21 protein-coding genes are annotated in these 25,402 nt (G+C 39.4%); 10 read left to right on the top strand and 11 right to left on the bottom strand.

What is annotated here, in order from left to right; translation table 11 throughout:
- Positions 1-27 precede the first annotated feature (27 nt).
- The 3 genes from ACSLUK_RS17220 to glpQ all read right to left on the bottom strand — a co-directional run bounded on the left by ACSLUK_RS17220 (position 28) and on the right by glpQ (position 4,473).
- Entirely contained in the window at positions 28-2,439 is a 2,412-nt protein-coding gene (locus tag ACSLUK_RS17220) for an ATP-binding protein (protein ID WP_448550029.1), read from the bottom strand.
- Positions 2,440-2,721: 282 nt separating this feature from the next.
- Positions 2,722-3,093 carry a hypothetical protein gene (locus ACSLUK_RS17215; protein WP_448550028.1) on the bottom strand — a complete coding sequence of 124 codons (372 nt, stop codon included), beginning with the start codon at positions 3,091-3,093 and terminating at the stop codon, positions 2,722-2,724.
- A gap of 327 nt (positions 3,094-3,420) precedes the next feature.
- Positions 3,421-4,473: a glycerophosphodiester phosphodiesterase gene (gene glpQ / locus ACSLUK_RS17210; RefSeq protein ID WP_448550027.1), complete on the bottom strand. Its 1,053-nt coding sequence runs from the start codon at positions 4,471-4,473 to the stop codon at positions 3,421-3,423.
- Positions 4,474-4,825: 352 nt separating this feature from the next.
- On the opposite strand from glpQ, the gene ACSLUK_RS17205 reads away from it, so the two are divergent.
- Positions 4,826-5,467: a DUF1707 and DUF2154 domain-containing protein gene (locus ACSLUK_RS17205; RefSeq protein WP_448550026.1), complete on the top strand. Its 642-nt coding sequence runs from the start codon at positions 4,826-4,828 to the stop codon at positions 5,465-5,467.
- Positions 5,468-5,590: 123 nt separating this feature from the next.
- Here ACSLUK_RS17205 and ACSLUK_RS17200 read toward each other — a convergent pair whose 3' ends face one another.
- Entirely contained in the window at positions 5,591-6,394 is an 804-nt protein-coding gene (locus tag ACSLUK_RS17200) for a spermidine synthase (protein ID WP_448550025.1), read from the bottom strand.
- 491 nt (positions 6,395-6,885) lie between these two features.
- Between ACSLUK_RS17200 and ACSLUK_RS17195 the strand changes: the two genes are divergently transcribed.
- From ACSLUK_RS17195 to ACSLUK_RS17160, 8 genes are all read left to right on the top strand, one after another.
- Complete coding sequence (locus ACSLUK_RS17195; RefSeq protein WP_448550024.1) at positions 6,886-10,854, top strand: ExeM/NucH family extracellular endonuclease; 3,969 nt, start codon at positions 6,886-6,888, stop codon at positions 10,852-10,854.
- Positions 10,855-10,868: 14 nt separating this feature from the next.
- Entirely contained in the window at positions 10,869-11,447 is a 579-nt protein-coding gene (locus ACSLUK_RS17190) for a hypothetical protein (RefSeq protein WP_448550023.1), read from the top strand.
- Between the two features lie 653 nt (positions 11,448-12,100).
- Positions 12,101-12,463, top strand: coding sequence for a GntR family transcriptional regulator (locus ACSLUK_RS17185; RefSeq protein WP_448550022.1), 363 nt, complete (start codon positions 12,101-12,103; stop codon positions 12,461-12,463).
- On the top strand, positions 12,460-13,317 hold the full coding sequence (locus tag ACSLUK_RS17180) for an ABC transporter ATP-binding protein (protein WP_448550021.1): 858 nt from the start codon (positions 12,460-12,462) through the stop codon (positions 13,315-13,317). Before ACSLUK_RS17185 ends, ACSLUK_RS17180 begins: the two co-directional genes overlap by 4 nt.
- Positions 13,317-14,252, top strand: a complete 936-nt coding sequence (locus ACSLUK_RS17175) for a hypothetical protein (RefSeq protein WP_448550020.1) — start codon at positions 13,317-13,319, stop codon at positions 14,250-14,252. The genes ACSLUK_RS17180 and ACSLUK_RS17175 overlap by 1 nt, the downstream gene beginning before the upstream one ends.
- A 110-nt stretch (positions 14,253-14,362) precedes the next feature.
- The gene (locus tag ACSLUK_RS17170) at positions 14,363-15,247 is read left to right on the top strand and encodes a TIGR01777 family oxidoreductase (protein ID WP_448550019.1); all 885 of its coding nucleotides are present in this window, start codon (positions 14,363-14,365) and stop codon (positions 15,245-15,247) included.
- A gap of 98 nt (positions 15,248-15,345) precedes the next feature.
- The gene (locus tag ACSLUK_RS17165; protein ID WP_448550018.1) at positions 15,346-16,059 is read left to right on the top strand and encodes a hypothetical protein; all 714 of its coding nucleotides are present in this window, start codon (positions 15,346-15,348) and stop codon (positions 16,057-16,059) included.
- 2 nt (positions 16,060-16,061) lie between these two features.
- Positions 16,062-16,757, top strand: a complete 696-nt coding sequence (locus ACSLUK_RS17160; RefSeq protein ID WP_448550017.1) for a hypothetical protein — start codon at positions 16,062-16,064, stop codon at positions 16,755-16,757.
- 31 nt (positions 16,758-16,788) lie between these two features.
- Here the strand turns inward: ACSLUK_RS17160 and ACSLUK_RS17155 are convergent, their stop codons facing one another.
- From ACSLUK_RS17155 to ACSLUK_RS17125, 7 genes are all read right to left on the bottom strand, one after another.
- Positions 16,789-17,382: a hypothetical protein gene (locus ACSLUK_RS17155; protein WP_448550016.1), complete on the bottom strand. Its 594-nt coding sequence runs from the start codon at positions 17,380-17,382 to the stop codon at positions 16,789-16,791.
- Positions 17,383-17,519: 137 nt separating this feature from the next.
- Positions 17,520-17,807, bottom strand: a complete 288-nt coding sequence (locus ACSLUK_RS17150; RefSeq protein ID WP_448550015.1) for a hypothetical protein — start codon at positions 17,805-17,807, stop codon at positions 17,520-17,522.
- A 401-nt stretch (positions 17,808-18,208) separates the two neighbouring features.
- Entirely contained in the window at positions 18,209-18,451 is a 243-nt protein-coding gene (locus ACSLUK_RS17145; protein WP_448550014.1) for a hypothetical protein, read from the bottom strand.
- 85 nt (positions 18,452-18,536) lie between these two features.
- Positions 18,537-19,511 (bottom strand): methylenetetrahydrofolate reductase, encoded by a 975-nt coding sequence (locus ACSLUK_RS17140; protein WP_448550013.1) that lies wholly within the window; start codon positions 19,509-19,511, stop codon positions 18,537-18,539.
- 161 nt (positions 19,512-19,672) lie between these two features.
- The gene (locus ACSLUK_RS17135) at positions 19,673-20,752 is read right to left on the bottom strand and encodes a collagen-binding domain-containing protein (RefSeq protein WP_448550012.1); all 1,080 of its coding nucleotides are present in this window, start codon (positions 20,750-20,752) and stop codon (positions 19,673-19,675) included.
- Between the two features lie 155 nt (positions 20,753-20,907).
- Positions 20,908-23,649 carry an XrtA/PEP-CTERM system TPR-repeat protein PrsT gene (prsT, locus tag ACSLUK_RS17130; protein ID WP_448550011.1) on the bottom strand — a complete coding sequence of 914 codons (2,742 nt, stop codon included), beginning with the start codon at positions 23,647-23,649 and terminating at the stop codon, positions 20,908-20,910.
- Between the two features lie 165 nt (positions 23,650-23,814).
- Positions 23,815-24,768, bottom strand: coding sequence for a tRNA-dihydrouridine synthase (locus ACSLUK_RS17125; protein WP_448550009.1), 954 nt, complete (start codon positions 24,766-24,768; stop codon positions 23,815-23,817).
- A 279-nt stretch (positions 24,769-25,047) separates the two neighbouring features.
- On the opposite strand from ACSLUK_RS17125, the gene ACSLUK_RS17120 reads away from it, so the two are divergent.
- A partial coding sequence (locus ACSLUK_RS17120) for an HvfA family oxazolone/thioamide-modified RiPP metallophore (RefSeq protein ID WP_448550007.1) occupies positions 25,048-25,402 on the top strand: 355 nt, incomplete at its 3' end.

Here is a 25,402-nt window from a genome sequence, read left to right as displayed (position 1 = left end):
ACAGCACAGTAGACCCAATTGAGTTTATTACGTTAAGTCAATATGTGTCTTTGGCGTGTTCTTGTATGGCATTGTGACGCTCTCTTCTGGTTCTGGCGTCAGCCATTTGGCCAGCAATTGCTTCAGGTTTTCAATTTTTACGGGTTTCGCTATGTAGTCATTCATGCCCACTGCTAGGCATTTTTCTCTGTCGCCTTTCATCGCATTTGCTGTCATCGCGATAATAGTTATTTGTTTATTTTGCGTGCCTGCTTCACCTCTTCTAATTGCTTTGGTTGCTTCATATCCGTCTAACTCAGGCATTAAACAATCCATCAACACCAACGCATATTCATCACCTGATTCACTTAGCTTATTGATTGCCAACTGACCATTTTCAACTATCTCAACGTCAATAGATAATTCAGCTAATGCTTTCTTGGCGACTATTTGGTTAATTTTATTGTCTTCTGCCAGTAAAATTTTGTGTGAACCCGAAAGTTTAATAACATTTTTCTGTTCAATAGCTGCTGTCGTTTCAGATTCAATGGGGAGTTCTTTAGCGACGGTTAGTTGTAAGCTAAACGTAAATGTGGCGCCTTCGCCAAAGTTAGAGTCAACATTTATGTCTCCGCCCATCTGTTGGCATAATTGTTTTACTATTGCCAAGCCCAATCCTGTGCCTCCGTATTGACGCGTCGTCGTACTATCTGCCTGCGTGAATGGCTTAAATAAACTATGCTGTTGCTCAGGGGTCATACCTATACCTGAATCTTCGATTGCACAGCTAAAACACACTTTGTCATTTGGCATTACGGTCATTGAAGGTTGAATGATTATTTCACCTTCTTGAGTGAACTTAATGGCGTTTCCTATAAGGTTAACTAAGATTTGACGGAATCGTGTAGGATCGCCAATGACAATTTGATTATTAAAAATGTCGGGTTGTACCTTTATCTGCAAACCTTTCTTATCGCTTTGAATTGACAACAGTTTTACAGTACTTAAAATTTCATCTTTAATGTTGAATGGGATTGATTCTAATGTCAGTTTGCCAGATTCAATTTTAGAAAAATCAAGGATATCGTTAATTAGTGATAACAAGTCGTGAGCGCTGGCATCTGCTAGCTTAAGCAGCTCGGTCTGCTCTTGTTTAAGGTTGCTGCGACCGAGTATATCTAACATGCCAATAATACCATTCATTGGCGTGCGAATTTCATGGCTCATACACGCTAAAAAGTCAGCTTTTATTTTTTCGGCTTTTTCTGCATTGCATTTTGCCTGCTCAAGCACGACATTGCTCACTTCCAATTTACGCGCATAATGTTCTATTTCTTGCTTGTTTTTCTCCAATTGGGTGTAGTCATCAATGCATGAAAAAAAGCCAACAACTTGATTGTTGTCGTCGATATCAGGTATCAAGTTGATGTGAATATTTCGGTTGAGTAGCCCATTTAATTGAAAAATACCGTCGAATTTTTGTGGTTGTCCTTTTAGTGTTTGTTCAACCGCTTTTGAACAATCAAAGTTCGTGTACTCATCAATGATTGTTTTGAAATCTAACGTTCCAATGTCCTCAGTTGTTTTGTTTATCCAAGCTAAAAACCTTTGATTCGCGTACGTAATTGATAACGTTTTGTCGATGTAAGCTAATAACACAGGCACTTGAAAAGCGATGCTATCAATGTGTCGTCTACTTTGCGCTAATTGAAGTTCTTGTTGTCTTCTTATATTAATGGAGGTGTTATAAGCACTCGATAATATGCCCAGCTCATTGTTTGTTTCTTCAACAGGCACAGGATCTGCCGCAGTTCTTTGAATCTCATAAGATAATTTTTTCAGGGGGCTGATGATTTGTGTTTGAATATTAAAAATATTCGCTATGAGCAAGCCAGCAAATCCAAGAGAGACAATAAGTAGGTAGTCGAGCATTTCGTTGATGAGCGCTTGTTGTTCATTGGTAAGATCGTACTCATACATGAGCAAAAATCGTTGGCTTTTGTTTGATTCGGTGTCAACAAGAAGAATAGGGTAGAAGTAATAATAAACATCCTGAATGACCGTGTTTTCCCATGGGGAGTCGGTGGTGCGCTTGTTATTTATCTGTATTGTATTGAGAAGTGATGGCGACAGAACGTCATTACCATTGATGCCATTGACATAGTTCGTCGCGACGATCTTATGGTCTGACTCTCTAATCAAACTCAAACGGTTAAGCGCTGGAATCATAGTTAACGATGCTATTATTCGCTCTGCGTGTATCCCATATGGGTTTGCTTGAAAAGCTACGGAGAGTGTTTGACTTTGTAACTCAAGTTGATGATTGACTCGTTCTAATAGTTTTTTATTGCCCACTTGCATGAAAATCAAAGCGATGGCGGTCACAATGATGACTGACATGGAAAAGATGAAAACATTCAGCCTAAACGCTAGGCTTTGACTAAATTTAACAGATTTCATGACATCAGGCCTCTATCACAATAAATGACGTGGTTAAGTCTTACCTGTAAATTAATTAGGAGTTTTTGGGGAAAAGCTGGCTTGATTCTTTCTTTGAAAATCGCAAATGTGCAAGTGCTATTCAGTTTAATCTGCATAGTCTTTAGCATAAGCAAAAAATTAGTTAGCGAGCTTATCAGTCTGAGCATATAAAAAGGATCCATCCGACATTCCCTTGCACATTTATCTATTTAAATGTAGTTCACAACTATAGGATTATCTAGAGCGTGTTCATCTTAATAGTTAATTCAAACTACCGAGCTTCTTGCCAAGTAACTCCATCAACATTACGTTTTGCATTGCGATTTCTTGATGTAGCAATGCACGCTGATATTTAGCCTGTTCGGAGTTGTTGCTAGCGAGCTTCTTTAATTCAGCTTTTAATTTTTTTATCTTTTCTTTGATTGTGTCAATTAGCCTATCGAGCGTATCTTTTTCAGGTATATTGGAATGGTTTTCTTCGGCCAGCTTTTGTTGTCCTAGAGTAGACAAAAATACGGTGTCTTTGTAACGATTGCTATCAGGTGACGGTGTGCTTGTGTTAGCGCGAGTTGGTGCCGAAGCATTTACGGAATGCCACCCAGAAGAGGTAATGTGGTTGATTAACACAGCCATTGCACAAACAAAAAATAAGTCTGATGGTTAATTTATCGGCAGATGGGTGGGATTCTTTATATTCAGTCAGGCTATTTGGTTTAATTGCTATAAGTAAAGAGGAAGATAAAGAATCTTTTTCAGACATTGCTGGCCGTAACAAATTGGGAAAAGAGCCCTACCAACTTAACAATAAGTAGTTTTAACCATTTGTTCTTTTAACCATTTGTTCATTGTTAAGGATTTTTTTCACAACCGTATGGAGTTAAAGCATAGTACGCCTTAAATACACAGAGAGAAATTCATCCAAGGAGATGAATTTCTCTAATTAACTGTTCGATGAATACGTTATTGCTCAGCAACGAAAGATACAGCTAAGTCTGGAAAGTCTGTGAATACTCCGTCTACCTTTAGTTTTTTAACATAAAATGATAATAAATCATTAAATGTTGAGAAGTTAGCAGGTAAATCATCTTTGCGAAATGTGTACGGATGAACCACCATACCCAACTCATGTGCATATTTTACAATAGGCTTGCTCGATAAGAATGCGCTAGATAAATTAGCGAGCATCGGATACGAGGGACCTATGCCATCCGCGTATGTCGCAATTTCCTCCAGCCCGGCTTTTGTTAGCATATATGAGTAATCTAGGTTGTGGTACTCACCGTTAACCAATTCTTTTGTTTCATGCCACTGGGTTTCGGCAATCAGCTGCACTAGTGGAATATCCATATTAAATTCTGGCAATAATTCGTGTTTGATCCGTTTTAATTCATGTGGATCAAAGCTTTGAAGATAGACTTTTGCATGTCGGTGATGATAACCATGTTCCCTTAAGGTAGTCAGTACTGCCTTACTGATGTCTTTTTGATGTTGCAAATGAAACCAGGGGGCTTTTATTTCAGGATAAATACCTATTTTTTTGCCTGAGCTAAGGTTTAACTCCCTCAAAAACTTTAACTCGTCTTCAAAGGTGTGGATCTTAAAAGCGCTGAAGCCCACAGGGTATCGCTCTGGATATTTGGCCTGCTTCTTTCCATCTATTAACGTAAAAGGAGAGCTGATAGATAAATCTTTTAGTTCTTCTAGCGTAAAATCAATTACATAGTAGTGGCCATCTTCTCGATATCTATCAGGGTAAACTTGGCGTACATTACTTACATTGTCTAAATAAAGATCATGCAAAACAACTAGGTGATCATCTTTTGTCATCACAATGTCTTGTTCTATATAGTCAACCCCCATGGCATGAGCCATGGCTTTGGCTGGTAATGTATGATCCGGCAAATAGCCGCTGGCGCCTCTATGCGCGATTACAATTGGTTTTTTTGCCAATGATTCAAAGGTAAAAAATAGCGACAAAAGGGCAAACATGTATAGCTGAAAAGGTCTGTTCATATAAAAACCATCAATACCAAGGGGCGGGTAATGTAATCGCCGATATGCCATATGTAAACTTCATTCGTTAGTTTTCTTAATGAGTATAGCGTCATTGTGTATGACATTTGTGACAAATACGCTACCTATACGTTTTTCGTCGCATTAAAATGGTTACCAAAATGTGACAATTTTCACTAACATCTGGTCAATGACATTAAGTCGCACTCTAAGTGATTGGTGTATGTTATTGAAAATTAGTAATAAAAAAAGTGGTGTGGTATTTGCTGTATTCATCAGATAAATTAGGTGTTGTTGATTTTTGCAACAATTTGAACAAGAATCGTTACTTTATAATATAAGGAAGCTAGATATGCCTGTAGCGACAGAAGATAGACCGATTGAAGTAGTTCGTGAAGAGGTGATAGATCGACTTATCATGAATTACAGCCATGGCAAATTATCTTACGAAGCCTTTGAGCGTCGATTAGATGTCGCGATGGAAAGTAAAGATAACGTAGAAATTGCGGCTTTGGCTGATGATCTCGATATTGAAGTAGACAAAGAATACGTTAATACCAAAAAGCGAGACTTTGGTATTAACTATTCAAGTGAACCAGTGCCAGAGAGCGACCACCTTGTAAACGTATTCGGTGGCAGTAATCGTTCAGGCCGATGGACTGTTGCTAAAGAAATTAAATCGATCAGTGTGTTTGGTGGCTCTACGATTGACTTTTCTGAGGCTGAATTTTCAACACCCAATGTCACGCTAAAGCTGTTTTGCTTATTTGGTGGCGATGACATTTATATTCCAGAAAATGTGAATGTGGTGTCAAAGGCATTTTGTATATTCGGTGGACTTGATAATAAAGCACCATCAATTGCAGATCGGAATGCACCAACTATTACGGTAGAAGGGTTAATTATTTTTGGTGGCGTCGATATTAAGATTAAAAAGACAATTAAAGAAAAGTTTGTAGAGTTTGCTGACAATTTAAAAAGTATGTTTCAGTAAATTTTATATGATTAAGAAAAAGGCGATTTCAGTAAACTATTACTGATATCGCCTTTTTTGATCATTAAATTTGCTTCACTAATTACAGGCCAATCTCGTAGTTAACCCCTATAAAGCACGGCATCAAATATAATGAAGGTGACTAAGTATTTGGCTGGCATGTGAAAAACTCGAAAACAATTGCGTAAACTGAGATTGTGTATTGAGGAGCGCGTGTTGTTCGGGAATGCGCTGATGAGAAAGTACCAGTACAATATTTTGATAGTCGTCGAAATCAATTATTAATTTGTACCTAAACAATGTTCTCACATGATGAAGTATCGAAAGGAGTTGTGCGTCACTAGCAAGGTACAGGTTAAGCACCAAAGTGCCGTTATTTGTTAATAATAGCTGGGACAAGTTGTAGAACTCTTGGTGCAACAACGATTCTGGCGTTGATTCTTTCTCAAATAAATCAACCATTATGACATCGTAATGCGTATCTAAATTGCTATCGTTGATTTGATGTTGTGTATGTTCTTCGACAAATTCAATAGCGCATTGATTAATAATATTTCGCTGTTTAGATAAATTGAAGTGTTGTCGCGCAAGTTTGATGACTGCTTTTGATTTTTCAACCGATGTAACGTTTACATTAGAGCAAGTGCTAATGACACGTTCGATTGTTCCTGTTCCCATGCCTAGGTTTAAAATATGTACCTGTTGTTGGCAATTCGTCCAAAGTAACCATATTAACATTGATTGAGGTACCGGAAGAACAGGGTTTGTGGGCTCATCTTTGTTCATGATGCTCTGCACTTGTTCACCATCAATCGAAACCCACAGGTAAGGAGGTGAGTGCCAAAGTTGTATAGTACTATTCTCGTCGACAACGGACGCTAACGCTTGCTTAGTTAAATTTAATTTGTCCAAGAATAATTTTTTCATATTTTGTTTGGTCATTTGGCAGCGGATAGTTCATCGACAGCTTAATTGTCCCTTCAACCTTTGTTTTTATTTTATCCAAACGTAGGTCAATTGTCGCTAAGTGCGTATATGAGGGGGTTATAGTTGGCTAAACCATAGCATATGTTGTAACAATCCTGTTGTTTCTCATGGCTGGATAGCAAAGGAAAAACTTTTTTCTTACCGCAATTTATCAATATTCAAACATACCATTTTAATTTTCTAAAAAGAAATTAATAACTTGGCGCTTTTTTGTACTTTTGTATAGCTGCAAGCAAGAATTTAACAGAAATTTAATTAGTTGACGAAATGGTCAAAAGTTTGTTTAAGTAGCTGTATTGGAAAGTATATAAACTTGTTATTATGGTTCGTTTTTTAGTCTGTTGGTAAGGCGAACTTAACAAGCTTGCAATAATAATGACATATCCAATAAGTAATCTCTTGCTGTTTTATTTACCAGTACGGATCATAAAATGAACTTAAAAAATTATAAAAACAATGCTTCCGGATTAAATAACTCATTTAAATACAAGTATATAGCTACTTGTATGTTTGGGCTGTTTACTTCAATACAAGCCAACGCCAACACAACTGTTTGGCAAGAAAACTTCGATGCAGCGGCGCTGAATGGCAAAGGTGCAGTATATAATGATGTTGACATGAGTGGTGTAACCAAATGGTCAATCGATGTTTCGGGTGCGTCTCTCACCGCGAGCTCTGACTGGTTCATGGTAAACAACGGCCTATTTGAAGGGCGTGACCTTGATGGCGTCGCTATTTGGCAATCAGAATCAATTGATATTTCTGGACACACAGGTGTTAAGGTTTCAATTAATGCCAGTGAAAATGGAACGCATGAAGCTCAGGATTTCATCGATCTGGAATATTCTGTTGATGGCGGAGCATTTGTGAAAGTGCTCAACTGGCAGTCTCAAGGAAGTGATAGTCATACACTTATTGATGACTTTACTTCTGCTACCGTTGAAGTGGATATTCCAACAGGAAGCTCTTTGATTGTTCGTGTGAGCATGATGAACAATGCTGGCTCTGAATACGTACGTTTTGACGATGTTATCGTTACAGCTACTGGCGGCGATACTGGCGGTGGCGATACTGGTGGTGGCGATACCGGCGATGGAGACACGATCTCTGATGCTTGTTTTAATTGCCCTGATTTATCAAAGATAAAAGATGCCACTAGTTTTAGTGATGCTAGCTATTATGCTGACGTAATTTCAGCAATAGACTCCGCGCAATCATCGGCGGTAATTAAAGAAAAAATTACGCAAGCTATTACTGTAGACCATAATAAATTGAGTTATTCAGAAGTATGGACTGCATTGACTAAAACAGATGAAGATCCCGCTAATAGTGACAATGTAATTTTGTTATACAAAGGTAATTCGATTGCGAAGTTCTCTAATGGCAGTGGTACTCAGTCAGGTAATCCAGATAACTGGAATCGCGAACACGTTTGGGCAAAAAGTCATGGCTTTCCGAGTTCCTCAACACATGCCTATACTGACATTCATCACTTACGTCCGTCAGACATTTCAGTCAATTCATCGCGTGGCAATTTAGATTTTGACTTCAGTGATCAACCGCTAACAGAAGCGCCGGCAAACCGTGTGGATTCAGATTCTTTTGAACCAAGAGATGCGGTTAAAGGTGATGTCGCACGAATGATTTTCTATATGGATACGCGATATGAAGGCTTAGACGGTGCTACACCTGATTTACAAGTTGTTGATTACTTAACGGCAACAGGCGAGCCTAAGTTAGGCAAGTTCTGTAGTTTATTAGCCTGGCATGAAGCAGATCCTGTTGATGAGTTTGAACTGAACCGTAACAACCGAGCCTACGAGTTTCAGGGGAATAGAAACCCATTTGTTGATCACCCTGAATGGGTAGACTTAGTGTATCAGAGAAACTGTTCCGGCGGTGGTGACACTGGCGGTGGCGATACTGGCGGTGGCGATACTGGTGGTGGCGATACTGGCGGTGGCGATAGCGGCGGTGGTGATACTGGTGGGAATGAAAATGGTGCACTGATTATTTCTGAATATGTTGAAGGCAGCAGCTATAACAAGGCAGTTGAAATCACTAATGCAAGCAATGCGGTCATTGATCTTACAGGGTATCAAGTTAAGTTATTCTCTAACGGAAATACGTCTGAGACATCTGTACAAGCATTAACTGGTTCGTTAGCCGCGGGTGCTTCGTTAGTTGTTGGACATAGTAGTGCTGGTGAACCGCTTAAAAGTAAGATTAATGTGTTCTCAAGCGTTGCTAACTTTAATGGCAATGATTATGTAGAGTTAGCCTATAGCGATGCTGTTATAGATGGTGTAGGTATTTATGGCAGTGATGCTTCTTGGGGAAGCAACAAAACCTTAGTACGTAGATCTTCAGTCGTTACTGGAGATAGCAATCGTACCGATGCATTTGTCATCGAAGACCAGTGGACAACATATCCATCAAATACGTTCGATTACCTTGGCGAACATGTTGTTGATGCTGGCGATGGTACCGCTGTTCAAATAGGTCAGTGTAACGACGAAGCTACATTGATTAGCAGTATTCAAGGGGAAGCGGATGCATCTCCAATGGTAGACGCCAAGCTAATAGTTGAAGGTGTTGTAACTAGTGTTGAACCAAGTCTTCAAGGATACTTTGTTCAAGAAGAAGTGGCTGATTCAGATGGCAACGATGCAACTTCAGAAGCTATATTTGTCTACCATAGCGGTATTTCTCAATATCCAAGCGTAGGTCATACTGTGCGTGTATTGGGCGAGGTTCGTGAGTTCTACAACCGTACTCAACTAGCAACTTCACAAGCCTTTGCTGATTGTGGCGTGTTGGGAACAGTTGCTACTGCAACACTATCTTTACCAGCTGAAAATGCGTCAGCATTTGAGTCATTGGAAGGTATGCTAGTAACTGTTGAGCAAACGTTAACTGTTACCGATAACTATGATTTAGCAAAATATGGCCAATTTGCAGTATCAAATGGTCGATTGGTTAAACCAACCAATCTTTACCCTGCTGGGTCTGCTCAAGCCGTTGCTTTGCAAGCGCGTAATGACTTGAACAGATTGCTTATTGATGACAAGAACAACACTAAGAACCCGGAAGTTGTGCCTTTCCCAGATGGGGATTTAAGTCATAACAATACGCTTAGGTTAGGTGATTCTGTCTCAAACATTGCAGGTGTATTGGATTATAGTTATGGCGAGTATCGCGTGTTGCCTTCACAGGCACTCCAATTCACGCGCTCGAATGAACGTTCAGGTGTGCCAACTATGAATGAAGGGTCACTGAAAGTAGCAAGTTTCAATGTACTTAACTACTTTAATGGGCCTGAATTTCCGACTGCACGTGGTGCGAGCTCTGCTGAAGAGTTTGAGCGCCAGAGTAACAAAGTTGTCAGTGCTATTTCAGCCATCAATGCCGATATTGTGGGTTTGATGGAAATAGAAAATGATGGCTATAGTGCTTCATCAGCAACTGCCGAATTAGTTAATCGTTTAAATGCCGTTATGGGGGCTGACACTTATCGCTATGTTTCATACGGTGCTGATGAGCTAGGAGGCGACAAAATTGCGTCAGGCTTAATCTACAAGCCAAGCAAAGTGAGCCTAGTTGGTGACGCTGTGTCTATTTTAGGCGTACCGTTTGACTACGGTAATCGTCCACCTATGGTACAAACGTTCAGCGAGATTGCTTCAGGTGAACAGCTAACTATTGCAGTGAACCATTTCCGATCGAAAGGAAGCTGTAGTAGTGCAACTGGCGGAAACCAAGACTCAGGCGATGGCCAAGGTTGTTGGAATCAAGTACGAGTGGATGCTGCTAATGCGCTAATGAGCTGGTTAGCAACCAAACCAACTGGAACCTCCGACGACGATGTACTCATTATAGGTGACTTGAATTCCTATGGTAGCGAAGATCCTATTATCACCCTTGTCAACGGTGGTTTCCAGGATCTGATAAAACGTTATGCTGGTAGCACGGGGTATAGCTACGCTTATGGTGGCGAAATAGGTTATATCGATCATGCATTAGCAAGTGAAAGTCTGGCTAGTCAGGTTGTTGATACGGCTATTTGGCACATCAATACTGACGAACCAAAAGCATTCGATTACAACCTTGAATATAAATCAGTAGCCAACCAAGCAAATTTCTATGGCGCAGATGCCTATAGAGCATCAGATCATGATCCAATCATTATAAATTTGCAGTTGGCAACCGACACAAGCTTAGCTGGCGATATTGACGGTGATGGCGACATTGATATGAATGATGTGCGTGCGTTTTCAAATGGCTTACGTTCAGGCGAAACATACGACATAAGTTTTGATTTCAACAAAGATGGGATGGTAAGTACGGCAGACGTCCGCGCTATGATGGCGCAATGTACACGTTCTCGTTGTGCTGTTTAACAGAGAAAATAAAAATGAAAAAATTAATTAGTTTGATGAGTTCTTTGGTATTTGCTGTGAGTGCCAATGCGACGTTGATTTCGCTTGAATTCGATAAAGATCAATATGTAGTAGGCGATTTAGTTAACGCAAGTGTTGTTATTTCTGACATTGAAACGGAGTTTGGCTTTCAAAAGTTACTCGGTAGTTTTTCAATGGACATGAACTACGATGAATCTTTGGTTGCATTTAATCAGGTGACATTTGGCAATAAGTTAAATGGTGGTGACGAGTTTGAAAGTATGACCACAGCGATTGATAGTTTTGGCAGTTTGTTTATTGAGGAAGTCAGCTTTAGTTTTGACTTATTCAGTTTTCAGGATGGTTTGCCAAGCTATACACTAGCGACAGTGCAGTTTACTGCTTTAGCTGACGGTAGTGGAGCGCCAAGTTTTACTAATATCGCTCTAGCGAACGATTTTGGCGAGGCGTTTAATAGTGTCAGTTCAATGTCTGCACCATTAACGATTGGCAACGTACAGTCAATTCCTGAGCCGCATATGTTGGCACTTTTATTACCGTTTATGTTATTACTTACACGTAAACGTACGTAACATTTATCGCATGCAAAAGGAGCTTTCGAGCTCCTTTTTTTATAGCTATTATACCAAGTGAAATAAATATTTGACCAGTTCAGAGCTATGTCAGGGAAGTTAGAACAAAGCAAATTGATGCTGTTGTAGTCATTCTCCATCAAAGAAATTTGTGAAGTTATCACTTTCCTGACAAGCTCCCAAGGGCGAGTTTAAAAGGCTTATATGCTGCGTTATTGATTTTGATAAGGGAACTACCATTAACTGCAATCAATGCCTTGCCTCTAAGCCTTTTACTTCTCGCTGAATGATCAAATATTTAATTCAATTGGTATTATTTCAACGTAAACACATTTTCTCGATATATTTCATTCGAAATGCAAAAAAAACTTTAATGTTTTAACCATTTGATTATATGGCTTATTTTGTGGGTTTTTGACTGTGGATACACATATTTTTACATTCATCGGCAAAATAAAATTTGCGTCATGTGTGTTGGTGATGTATAACACTATTATCTGGTGTGTTAGTGATGTATAACACTGTCATTTAGATTGGACGATGAATAATGTTTAGGGTTTTCAGATTTCTCAGAATGTTAAGGATGTTTAGGGCATTCAGAGTATTTGGTGATCTAAACAATAGTAAGTTGTTTTTTAAACAAGGGGTAAATAATGGCAAATTGGGACAATAGTACGCCCATCTATTTGCAACTTTATCAACAAATTGTTTCACGTATTGTTGAAGGTTACATAGCAGAAGGGGAAGCAGTTCCTTCAGTGAGAAAGGTGGCTGCTGAATATCAGTTAAATCCGTTGACCGTGTCTAAGGCGTATCAAATGTTGCAGGATGAAAATATTGTGGAAAAGCAAAGAGGTAAGGGGTTGTTTGTTAAAGCAGGGGCACAAGATCTCGTGCTTGAACGTGAGCGAACGGTATTCTTAACAGAACAATGGCCCCAAATTGTACAACAGATTAACCGCCTGAAGCTATCTATGGAAGAGTTGTTAGAGCAGCAAGTAGGGGAAAACGCATGAAACCATTAATTGACATCAAAAACCTGAATAAACGCTACGGCAATAAAAGTGTAGTCAATGATATCAACCTCACTGTACACGCTGGACAAATCCTAGGGTTAGTAGGCCCTAATGGTGCGGGTAAAACAACATGTTTGCAATCACTGCTTGGTCTAGTTGAGTGTGAAGGTACAATTGATGTAATGGGCTTTGACCCACGCAAACAGCGTCAACAAATGTTAGAGGAAGTTACCTACATTAGCGATGTCGCTGTGTTGCCGAAATGGTTGTCTGTGAACCGAGCTCTTGCGTATCTTCAAGGTGTACATTCACGCTTCAATCTTGAAAAAGCGCAATCGTTCCTAGCCAAAACTAATATTGACCCTAAGGCCAAAGTTAAAACCCTATCAAAAGGAATGGTGACGCAACTCCATTTAGCGCTGATACTTGCCATTGATGCCAAAGTACTGGTGCTCGATGAACCTACGTTAGGTTTAGATATTCTAACGCGTCGAGAGTTTTATACGCACCTTCTAGAGGATTTTTATTCGGAAGATAAATGCATCATTGTCACTACACATCAGATTGAAGAAATTGAACATATTCTCACAGATGTGGCCTTTATCCAAAATGGCAGCTTGGTGCTTGCTGAAAGTGCAGACGAAATCAGAGAGCGTTTTAAATTACTGTCTGTGACACCTGAGCATCTGGAACATGCTCAATCATTAAGCCCACTGTATGCCAATAAGGTTATGGGATTAACGACCATGCTTTTTGATGGTGTTAAGAGGGAAGATATTGAAAATTTGGGAAATATTAGCTCACCAAGTTTAGCTGATATTTTTGTTGGTGTGATGGCCAAGGAGACATGCTAATGTTGAAAAATAAATTATTATTTACCGTGAAAAAAGAATTTTGGGAATACCAAAAAATTCTATTGGTTCTGCCTATAGTATTGGCGTTGTTGTTTGTCATCATGCCTATATTTTCAGTGGTAACACATGATCATGCAATAGAAAGAATCTTTGGTTTGGCACAGCTTGTTTCTTCTCAGGAAGTGCACGCAAATCTTAGCAACTTTTACACCGCAGCAATTGGTTTTTTCGCTATCCCACTAGTTGCTATCGGCTTTTTTGTGCAGCTATTTTATTTGATTTCATGCATGTACGACGAACGTCGAGACCAGTCAATTATGTTCTGGCGCTCTATGCCTGTTGCAGACATTTGGCAAGTAGCAGTGAAATTCTTGATGGGTGTATTGTTGATACCTGCCATTTTCGTGCTGGCGGCAACAGCGATATATGTGACATTTTACGTTATCGCGCTAATTGTAAGCTTGGTGTTGTCTGTCGGTTATGATATTTCATTGTGGCATGTGTGGTTTGATTTTGGTTTTATCACGGCCATTTTCAAAGCGTTCTATTTGATTCTACCAACAGCTTTATGGTTGTTACCATTATTTGCCTGGTTGCTGTTGGCGTCATCATTTGCTAAAAAGGCACCATTTCTATGGGCGGTCTTACCGATTGTCGCAATAGTGGTTGTTGAAGCTGTTGCAAGGCAGTATGGCTTTACCTCTGATATGTATTTAACTGGCATTATGGCTGACTACTTTAATTTGGCGGCGGAGTTTAACCATATGGATGTCAAAAAGGATGCTGTCGTTTATCAGCATGGCAATGCAAGTATTCAAATTGACTCTATTCCGCGCAACATTATCGAGAACAAAGTTAGCTTGACTGCTTTATTAATATCGGGCGCTTTCTTTTATGCGAGCTACTGGATCAGAACAAATCGAACAATGAACTAACCCAACTATCTTTCTCAAGTTAAACGCAAGAATTCCTTGCGTTTTTCTTTGGGCTTTTTCAACAGATTCTACTAGGCTAAAACTAACATTCAATTTTACGGTGCTGGTTTATGCTGCGTTTATTACTAACTGGAGGTACGGGTCTTATTGGTCGGCATTTTATCGATCATTATTCAACTGAATACCATTTTACCGTATTAACGCGCAACATAGAGCTGGCTCGTTCACTCTTACCCGAAAATGTAGAGCTAATTGACCACCTACCGAATAAAAATACGTTTGATGTGATTCTTAATTTGGCTGGTGAACCTATTGTTGACCACCGCTGGTCGGCTAAACACAAGGACAAACTACGGATAAGTCGTTTAAATATCACACAGCAGCTAATTGATATGATTTTACGGTCACCAATGAGACCAAAAGTGTTTTTATCAGGCTCCGCCATTGGTATTTATGGTGATACTGGGGCTAATGTGCAAACTGAACAATCAATTATCCATGCTGAAGATTTTGGCCACGAGTTATGTCAGCAATGGGAATCATTGGCACTTGAGGCAGCGTCTTGTGTGAGAGTAGTACTGTTAAGAACCGCTGTGGTATTAGCGAATAACGGTGGTGCACTTAGTAAAATGATCGCGCCATTCAAGTTTGGACTAGGTGCAACATTGGGCAGCGGGAAGCAATGGATGTCGTGGATACATATCTCTGATATGGTACGAGCGATTGAACATTGTATAGCGCAAGAAGATATTCAGGGGGCGGTTAATTTTTCTTCACCAAATGCGATAACAAACTATGCATTCACGCATGAGTTGGCCAAGGCATTAGATCGCCCGAGTTTCTTGAATATGCCAGTGTTTGCATTGAAATTAATGCTTGGTGAGCGCGCATCGTTGTTGTTAGCGAGTCAGAACGTATTTCCTAAACGCCTTGTTGATAGCGGGTTCGAATTTAAATTTTCGCATATTGATGAAGCACTTGCTGATTTATTTTAGCTGTTGTACCAATTTAATTAATTGTATTTCATTTGTTATTGAATTTGTTACAATTTCCACTATTCCAAAAATAACATAACGTAATAGGTGGATGCACTTTGCAAAAAGAAGTTTCAAATAATGCGCTGCAATTTCCTTATTTAAAAGCTTACCGAGATGAGGCTCAACATGATATTAGTCGGTTAGTTGCTTTTCTTAAAAGAGAGCCTGCTATTGCATTAACAATAAGTTATTTCATATTGTGTTCTATCGGTATCGCTTATTTGGGCGTATTGTTTTACTTGTTTAACATCAATATCTTTCCACATTTTGAACTCTCTGACTTTGTGCTAGGGGCAATTCATTATCCGCTTACCCTATTAACATTTGCATTGCTTGTTGGGGTTTTGATTTTATTAATCAAACTCGAAACTTATTTTATTGACCGCTTTGAAATATTTAAGAGAATTTCCAATAAGTACTACCAATACGCCAGATGGCTCTCGTTTTCATCACTTATTTGCATCGTATCTTTGTCTTATCTAGTATTAGCCGCTTATATTCAGGCTGAAACTAGCCATAAGCAGATAATTTCCCAGCAAGGGCCAAGCTATAACCTGACCTTGTCCGTAGCGGTTGATGTGCACGGAAAGCCGAAAATAGTACTAAACGACGTGCAGCTAGTTGCCAATCTTTCTAAGTATTTATGGGCTTATCATCAAAAGAGTCAGCAGATATATATGATTGCTCATGAATCATTACTGTTAATGGAGCCAGTTATCGGTTCAACAAACAGACCAAAAGCAACGTCTGGCGATAATAAGGACTCATAGGTATGCAACAAACTAATTCAGGTCAACCCGCCCAATATAACCAATATCGTCAGTCGATAGAATTTGAGCAGCAGGCAAAATCTCAGTTCTTAGCTGTGTTCAGCGCCTTAAAAGAACATCCAACGCTATCAATTACCTGTTTTTACCTACTAATGAGTTATTTAGGATTGTTTTATGTGTCAACCTTGCTTGGTAGCTTTCATGTTGAAGTGCTGACTCACCTTGAAGTGACAGATTTCTTTCTGGCAATTTTGCATTATCCAGTTACTTTTATAGTTTGCTTGGTGTTTTTTATTGTCTTAAAAGTATGCTTAATAGGCGATAGAATACTGAGACGTTTTGTGTGGTATCGACGATTTAACGATACCATTAATAAGCCTGTACTTGGTTTAAACCCTTTGGCGGTTTATGGCGGTACGATATTTGTGTTTTTGCATTTGATTATCGATATCAGTGCTGACATAGTAGAGCGAGATATTCGTAATCAGAAACAACATGCTTTTACTGTGGAGCTTGCTAATCAAGTTGCAATTAACGGTACTATGCATACCCAACTTAATGACGTACAGGTTATTGCAGATTCTTCGAAATACTTGTGGGTATACAGTGGAAATACAGAGAAGGTGCTAGCGGTACCACATAAAAATGTTGCAACACTAACACCGTTGAAAATAGTCGAAACTAAATCAGATAGCTAATCCAAGACAACTAGGCTTTGGCTATTTCGATTTAGTCCCGCTCATTGGCAATTGCGACTAGCTCTTTTTCTAGGGCATCGACTAGCGAATCGATTTCGTCAACAAATGCATCATCGATAATATCAATTTGCTCTGTCAAAGCTTCGATTTCATCACTTCTTTGCTCAATGAGTTCGTGATTAATATCGATTTTACTGGTTAATTTGTCCATCAATTGTTGTAAGTCGCCCATTGAAAGCTCTTGTTTGTCGATCTTAATCGTGGCCATGTTTAACTTAGCAACTTCACGTTCGATAGCTTCTGACTTCTTGGTAATTTCGTCAGAAACTTTAGCGAGCTTGGCTTCATCAATGGCAAAGCCTTGTTCTATTTGAGCAATCTTGTCTTCAATTTTTGCCAAACGAGCTTGTTGGGCTTTTGTTAGATCTCGCCAATAGAAGCGCTTGCCGTTAACCTTGTATACTTTATCTTGCTGATTTTTTTCATAGTACACTTGTATTCCATCATCATTGTAAATAGAAATACCTGTGCCGTGGTTTGCTTGAACGCTAGCTGTTAATGCTGACAGCATAATTCCTGCGCCGGTAGCTGCAATTAGTAGTTTTGATGTAATGACATTGTTCATAGCGTTACTCTTTATTAAATGATCCTAATTCAAGAGACGCGGCAACTCACAAAAAAGTTTGAAAAAAAGTTCAATAAGTTATCGAAATAAATGAATGGCTTTATTATAGGGGGCCGCAGGCAATGAAAAGATGCCTGCTATCCTAAACAATTTAAACCGTTACCGTGCGCTTTTGCACCTTTAATGTAATTGGCACGGTCGACGAAAAAGGTAAGTGAGCAGACATTAGCCGCTAGTTTGTTTGTGGTTGAACGATCATACTCAACAATTTTATTACCGTCGTCGAGTCTGAGAAAAGTATCAGGTTTACCGTATTCTTGTACTAATGTTCCAAGCTTTTGACCTTGCCAATGTGAAACATCTCCATTTGAAGCACAAGAAGCAAGTAACCAAAGCAACGCAATTGAGGTCAATGCCTTCTGCATAGTTTGCTACTGCCTATTCATGTAAAAAACTAACCGATAATATTACAAAATGTAAGCAGTTGTAAAATACCACTTTCGCAGTCGGATGCGTTTTACAAGGTGAGTGTTCACTTAGTTTTACACTGCTTGCGTAAGATGTTGATAAACAAGGGGTGGTTAAATATTGAACGATTCGGTGCTGGATAAAATATTTTTGTTAAGTGTTAGAAGATAGGTACGTTTTATAGTTTTTTACGCCAAAATAACGCACCGACTTTTTGTGATGTACTTTTTTTGCGATGAGCTCGTCTCCACAAAAAACCTTCACAACTTGTTTATCGCCATTCCGATCGGCTTCATAATTGTGCGCAGGATTCAAACGGAGATCATCGAATTCCGTTTTCATTATTAGCTTCATTGTTCTATAGCTTATTTATTTCTTTTTGTACGCTATATCCTTCGTCGGTAACAATTTTTTCAAGTACCTGAACGCGTTCTTCCAGCGCAGCAACTTTCTTTACCATCTCAATGCTTTTTTCATCACTCTTACTGTTGTGCTTTAATGTGCGCTCTTTAAACTCAAGGTGTTTTTTATACATGTCATATAAAACACCAAAGCCAACAGAGATTAACACAATCATTACTACCATTGTTGTACCAGTCATACATTTCTTTCCTAGCTTTTTACAATATCACCATTATATCGTTATTCTTTTTAAATGCTATTGGCAGTTCAGAGCGTTCATCATGCTATTTAACTAAGTTTTGAAGTTCTTGTTTAGCCAAGTAATTATCCATAGTTGAGCGCAGTAATTTGTATAAAAGAATTGACCCATCAATTTCTTCTTTACGATTCGTTAGGCTTTCAATATTTAAGCCTAGTGGTAAGTTATATGGCACTACTGCATCCAATATTTGCTGCAAACTGTTTAGGCAAATACGAATTGATTCATATAGCGGCTTTTCGGCATTCAATATACGTAAACTTGTTGCTTCGGGAACACTGACGCCCAGCCACTCAATAAACTCAAGCGTTTTCTTACTTCCACAAGGGGAAAAAGTCAGTATTAAGCGCTGCGGCTTAAGACCTCTTTGCTTACATTCAATCGCATAACGCGTTAGTAAATCAATTGTAGCTTGAGGGTTATATATCGCTTGCGAGATGAAAAAGTTGCAACCTTGTAAGTGTTTATCAATGAGCCGCTCATGCTCGTTCCCTTTAACTGCGTGTCGTTCAGCGATGGTAACACCGCCGATGAAAAAGTTGTGCTCATTATTCACTAAACTTTTATAGGCTTCACTTAGCGGTAAATTGATTTGATTGGTACGTGAAGGGCTACCGACGAGTACGACTTCTCTCACGCCGTATTGTTGCCATGCTTCATTTGCCCATTGTTCAAATGCAGCCACGTTTGATTGAACAACGCTCTTATACGTGATGACTGGGCGTGATGACTTTTGATTGAGTAGCGCAGAATATAATCGAGGGTCATGGGTCGATTTAAAGGGAAAAGGTCGTGCTTTATTGGTGCGAGAGTCCTCATCCTGAATGTCATAAACAATAAGTCCATCAAAGTCGATATCGCTTACTCGGTCGAGTAATTTGTTCGCAATAGTTTCTACTTGCTCAATCGGCGTGTCACTTTTAGGCGGTGTAGTTCCGATGAAGTAAACCCCTCTTGAGTTATCGTTGTAACGTATGCGTAGTTCAGATTCGTTGTTCACAATGTACTTCTTATTTATTGACAGACTAGGGTGGATTTTAGCGACTTTTTCGTTGAATTGCTGCACTTTAAGGTGCGATCTTAGAACTTTTATAGATGAATTTTTTATACCTTGTAAAAAAGCTAGTGCTTAACAAAAGTGAACTAGCTCTTTATTATTTGTTAGGCGATTACGACGTTACATGTGTTCAGAGGCGCTTTTCGTTTTAAATTACTACGTGAGCGTCGACGATATACCATTACCAGCAGAGCTGACAGCAACATCGCTAAAATACCAGGCTCACTAACAGCCGTTACAGGCGGATCAACAGGAACAAATGGGTTGTAGTTAATTTGGCCATTACCTGTCCATTCATTACCAATTACTTGGCCATATACCATGCTGTCACTGAAAATATTAGCTTTTGGCGCCAGAATTGAACCATAAAGATCGCTGGTAATATTGAGTTTATTTGCACCATAAAAGTTATAAAGAACTTGAACGGGCGGTTTATCATTGGGCAGTCCCTTTTTAAAATAGTCGCTCAAAGGGTTACTGCTATTATTGAGAAATACGTTAGCCTGCGTAAAATCGATCTGACCATCTTTGTCTGAATCAAGGATGTTAAAAACAACGGTCGAGTTGGGCTGCATCGCACTTACATCTAAGTGCCAATCTGTGCGATTTCCACCGTACTGATTTTGAAATAATGTTTCATCAACATTAAATACGAAGACATTGTCGTCAGAAGTCGCATTACTGGGAATAAAGTCTAACTTCCAACCAGCGTTTATAGCTGGGGTCGCGGTGCGATTTGCCAGTTGATCAGACAATGCAGACAAATGCTCAAAAGCGCTTGTAAAGTCGACAGGTAAGGCGTCGGCATTGTTCGTAATAGTATTGGCATCTATAGGATCACCAATAACAGTGCCTCCTACTACAGCGTCGCCTAAAATTGGATCTGGTAATGTGGCTGAACGGTAGATATTTAAATTGCCGGTTCCTGATTTAATAATGTCACCGCCGACGACAAGGCTAGGGCCGTCGCCCATGCCAAAGTCATTGATTTTTGTACCTAAATCGTACCCGCCGTTAATGATGAAATCACCACCTATAGCTATTTTCCCTTCAGTATCTGAGCTATTTACTGAGAAGTTATTTTTGACAAACGCGTTATATCCACTTGCCTGACCAAGATCAATGCCATCTGCCAAGGCGCTTGAGCTTAATAACAAAGTTGCTAGTAGCACACTGTGTCGCATTTTATTTTTCCTTAAAATCAATCAAACTAATCTTCATAAGTTGTAAATAGTAACAGTATTTTAACTTTGTAGACAGCGTTGTCATAAATGTTTCACAGAATAATACTAGGTTCGAATGGTCACCATGTAATTAAAAGTGTACAAATTACCGTCGGTTATTGGTGCTCACTAAAAAGATAAGTTAGTTCACTTACCAATTCGTGAGACGGAGCTATGCTTTTGGCGAGATTAAAAGAAGTTCTGGCTTCATCATGCCGGTTTAATTTGACTAATACAAAAGCAAGGTGGAAATGGTAATTGGGATTGTTTGCATCTCTGGCTATAGCTTCTCTTAAGTAGCCCAATGCTTCCTTGTATTGCTGTTTTTGTGCCAAGATCCAACCTAATGTGTCGTTAATAGCGGCCAATTGTGGTGCAAGTTGATTAGCTTTTCTGGCGTATACCAAGGCTTTATCAATATTGGCTAATTGGTACATATTGGCGAGATTATTCATAAATAATGGCTGCTCATAAAGCGAAGGTGATTCTTCAAGTGCTGTAATGGCTAGCGCAATATCGTTACTCTTATCCGCCAAATGGCTTAGCTGTGCCCGTGCCCAGTTATCTTGTGGTTGATGTATTAACCAATCGGTTAAAAGCGTTATAGCTGAAATAACGTCGTCGTTTGATGTCATTAGCAATGCTGTCAATTGCAAATGTTCTCGAGCTTTAGTCTGCTTAAACAGCTTCTTACTATAATCAATTGCCTGAGCTAAATTACCCTTTTTGGCTAAAAGGTGAACAGATAACTCCAACCACGCAGGATCATTGGCTGGCGCACCTTTAATGATAGTCTGTGCTTCACTTAAGTCATCGACAGCCAGTGCAAGTCGTGCGTTCAAATATTTACTATTGTTACCTAACTGTTCTATTCGATTAATAGTACTTCTGGCTGCGGTGATATCGAGGGCGTTGATTTGTAAGTTTGCTAAAGTGCCTAATTTTACTGGGTTGTCATAAACAATACCGTACAACACCTTCAAGGTTTTTTGCGCTTGCTTGTCTTGCTGTGTGGCGAGTTGTATTTGTGCTTTGGCTAGAAGGAGTTCTGGGTCCAATGCAACATATTGCTCAAGTATGTCCAGTGTAGTCGTTGCGGCTTGAATTTGATTGTTGTCAATATACAGGGCTAATAGTGCGCGTTGTGCTACTTGATAGTCGGGTTGATCATTGGTTACTTTACTCAGTAATTCAATGGCCAGTTTGCTGTCACCATTTTTTATCGCTGCGTCAGCATAGAGCTGTAATGTTTGTGCATCATGCGGGGTTTGTTTCAATATTTGTTGGTAAACAGCAATTGCGCCAGACAAGTCGTTGGCGTTTAATCGTAGTCCTGCGAGCCCAAGCTGTGCTGGCTTAAACTTAGGTGCCAATTTCAACGCATGTTCAAAGTGCATTTTCGCCTGTGCAGCATGTCCCAATTGAATGGATAATTCGGCTGCGAGTTGTTGAATTTCAACTTTATTCGGGAATTCATTCAATAGCGCTTGCGTAGCGGTAGAAGCTCTAGCTAGTTCATTTTCCTGCAGTAGTAAATAGGCCAAAAAGGTGCGATTTTGCAATGAGCCTGCTTTGGCGTCTTGAAATAGCGCTATGGCTTTTTGGGATTTATTCTGTGCTAATAACGCTAAAGCATAACGTTTCTTAATCTCGGAATTTTGTGGAAATAAGTAATGCGCTTGATGAATGAATTGCTGAAAATCAGCAGCACTCAGTGTTTGTTGGTATATGTGTGTGGCTAAAAGATAAACATCTGCACTTGCGCGTTCAGATTTCAAAGCATAGTCGATGTGATAGCTGGCCAATTCAATTTCACCAAGTTGAAGGGCGATAGCGGCAAGCTGTTTACGCGCATTAAAATTTTCACCATACTTGTTGATGTAGCGTGTAAACAAACGTTTGGCTTGATGATGATTTTCTGCCGCATAAGCTAGGCCTGCAGACATAAGAAGCACTTGGCTTTCCGATTGTTGTTCAGGCGTCAAACTTAGAATTTGTTGTTGAATATCTCGAATAATCGTTTGTGCTTGATGATCATTGCCTTGATCGGCAACAATTGAAGCATGTAGCAATTTTGCGTAGGGATTATGAGGCGAAATTTCTCTGAGTTTTGTTACTGCAGAGAGTGCTTCTAGAGGGCGATTCAGCTCTGTGAGCAAGTACGCTAACCCGAGTAATGCAGCTTCGTTTGCCTGATCGTGCTCAACAACGTCTTGATAGAATACCAACGCTTGTTCAAACTTTCCTTGCTGCTTTAATAGCACTGCCTGTAAAAATAGCGCGGGTACATAGTTGGGGGCTATTGATAATGCGTCAGTAAGTAGCTCTTGTGCGTCAGTACTGCTATTTTTTCGAAATAATAGGTCTGCATAGCTAGTAAGTATTTGTTCGTTAGTCCCATGTATGTCCAGTGCTAGTTTAAAATGCTCGAGAGCTTCGTCATATTGCTCTAACGCTTTATGCGCATTGGCTTTCAGCGAAAAATAATTGGGATCAGAAGCGAGTGATTGATGTGTGTTGAGTAGTGCAATAACTTCTTGGTGTTTGTTTAACAATGCCTGAGTTTTAGCCAACAAAATAATGACAGTTTTAGTGTCCGCATTTAGCGTCAGCGCAGCTTTTAGCTCTTTTTCAGCTGACAAAGCTTGTCCTTTCTCTAATAAAATTTCACCAAGTAGAATTCTGGCGGGCAAGTAGTTGGGATCTTGTTTAATGCTATTTTTTACTGATATTTCAGCCTCATTGAATTTGGCATTTGAGCGTAATTGCAGCGCTTGTTCATAAAAAAACTGTGATTCATTGGCCAAAATCGTTGGCGAAATAAGCATGGCTACAAATATTACGCAACATAGTTTCATTCTTAACATTCCAAAAGTCGAGGTGTGAATTTTCAATTAGAACGGCAAGTATTGTGGTGCAATCGAATAGCAAATAAAACTCGATTCATGCAGTGCCGACTATCTAATCATAGCTGGAAGCGTATTATAGTGATGTAAATAAAATGTAAAAGGTGTCTGGTGTATTTAAACGTTGTTAAAGTGGAAAGATATTTGTTCAACTATCTCATTCTTATCTTTTAATCGTTTAATATCATCAAAGAGGTTTTGTGCACTTGGATAGTTTCGAGAAAGATATCGCAGCCACTGTTTTAACCGGCTTGAGAAATAGAAGCTTTTGTCGCCTTTTAGCTCTTTGTCACTGTATGACAGCAGAAGTCGAAATAGATCTTTGTCGTTGTATGGCGCATGGTTATTTTTTATAACGTGCGTTATGTTTGGTAGTGACAGTGCGCCTCTACCAATCATTAAACTGGTACAATTGGATTGTTGAAAGCAATTTTTTGCGTCAGCTTCATTCCAAATTTCACCATTGGCGATTATGTCAATATTGGCTCGCTCAGTTACAGGCTTTATAAAATGCCAATGCGCTGGTGGGCGATAACCATCGGCTTTTGTGCGTGCGTGAATGGTAAGCTGATTGGCTCCACCAGCAAGAACGGCATCAACAATCTCATCAAATAATTCGGTATTGTCAAACCCAAGCCGTATCTTAGCTGACAGTGTGTGTGATCCCATAGCAGATTTAACTGCAGATATAATGCGATATATTTGTTCAGGGCTCTTAAGTAAAACAGCTCCACCTTTGCTCTTATTTACTGTTTTGGCGGGACAACCAAAATTCAGATCGACTCCGTGCGAACCTAGTGCTATTGCGGTTAAGGCATTTTCAGCTAGCCAGTTTGGATCTTGTCCGAGCAACTGGATTCTAATAGGTGTACCTGAAGGGGTGTACCCTTGATTGTTAAGCTCTGGTGATATTCGCTTAAACACATGAGCAGGGAGCTTTTGGTCGACCACTCTGACAAATTCAGTAATACAAAGATCAAAACAATTAATGGAAGTGAGTAAATCTCGCATCATTGCGTCGGCCACGCCTTCCATTGGTGCTAAGATAATTTTATCGACAGTTGGATTCATGAATTTGAAGCTTTAAATGAGTGATAGCAATAAACGCTAAGCTAACCGCTGGGCATTATACTGTGTAAAACGTTTAACTGAAACAAAGCAATTTTACATGTAGAAAAACATTGATATTTTCGCATCACTTACTAGAGTTACAAAATACATAAAATGTTGTCATATAGGTGATTTACCTAAATAATACATATTAAATGAAATAATTATTTCTGGTTATAGGTCTTTGTCTGTAACTATATTTATTTGATGTAGTACTACTAATTTCAATAAAAGGAAAACATGATGAATATTATAAAGAAATCTTCGGTAGCTGCGCTATTAAGTATTTTTGCGATGGCGGCAGTGTTTTCATTGCCTGCAAAAGCTGAAAACAACCCTTTTGAATCGCAAGAACTGATGACGATAGTCGCTGCAGGTGACAATCATGATCACAAGTGTGGTGAGGGCAAAGATAAGAAAGGCAAGTGCGGTGAAGGTAAAGCCAAAGGCAAATGTGGCGAAGGCAAATGCGGTGAAGGTAAAGCCAAAGGCAAATGTGGCGAAGGCAAATGCGGTGAAGGTAAAGCCAAAGGCAAATGTGGCGAAGGCAAATGCGGTGAAGGTAAAGCCAAAGGCAAATGTGGCGAAGGCAAAT

It is taken from the genome of Thalassotalea fusca (assembly GCF_053485835.1).
This window is presented reverse-complemented; position numbering and strand designations above follow the sequence as displayed.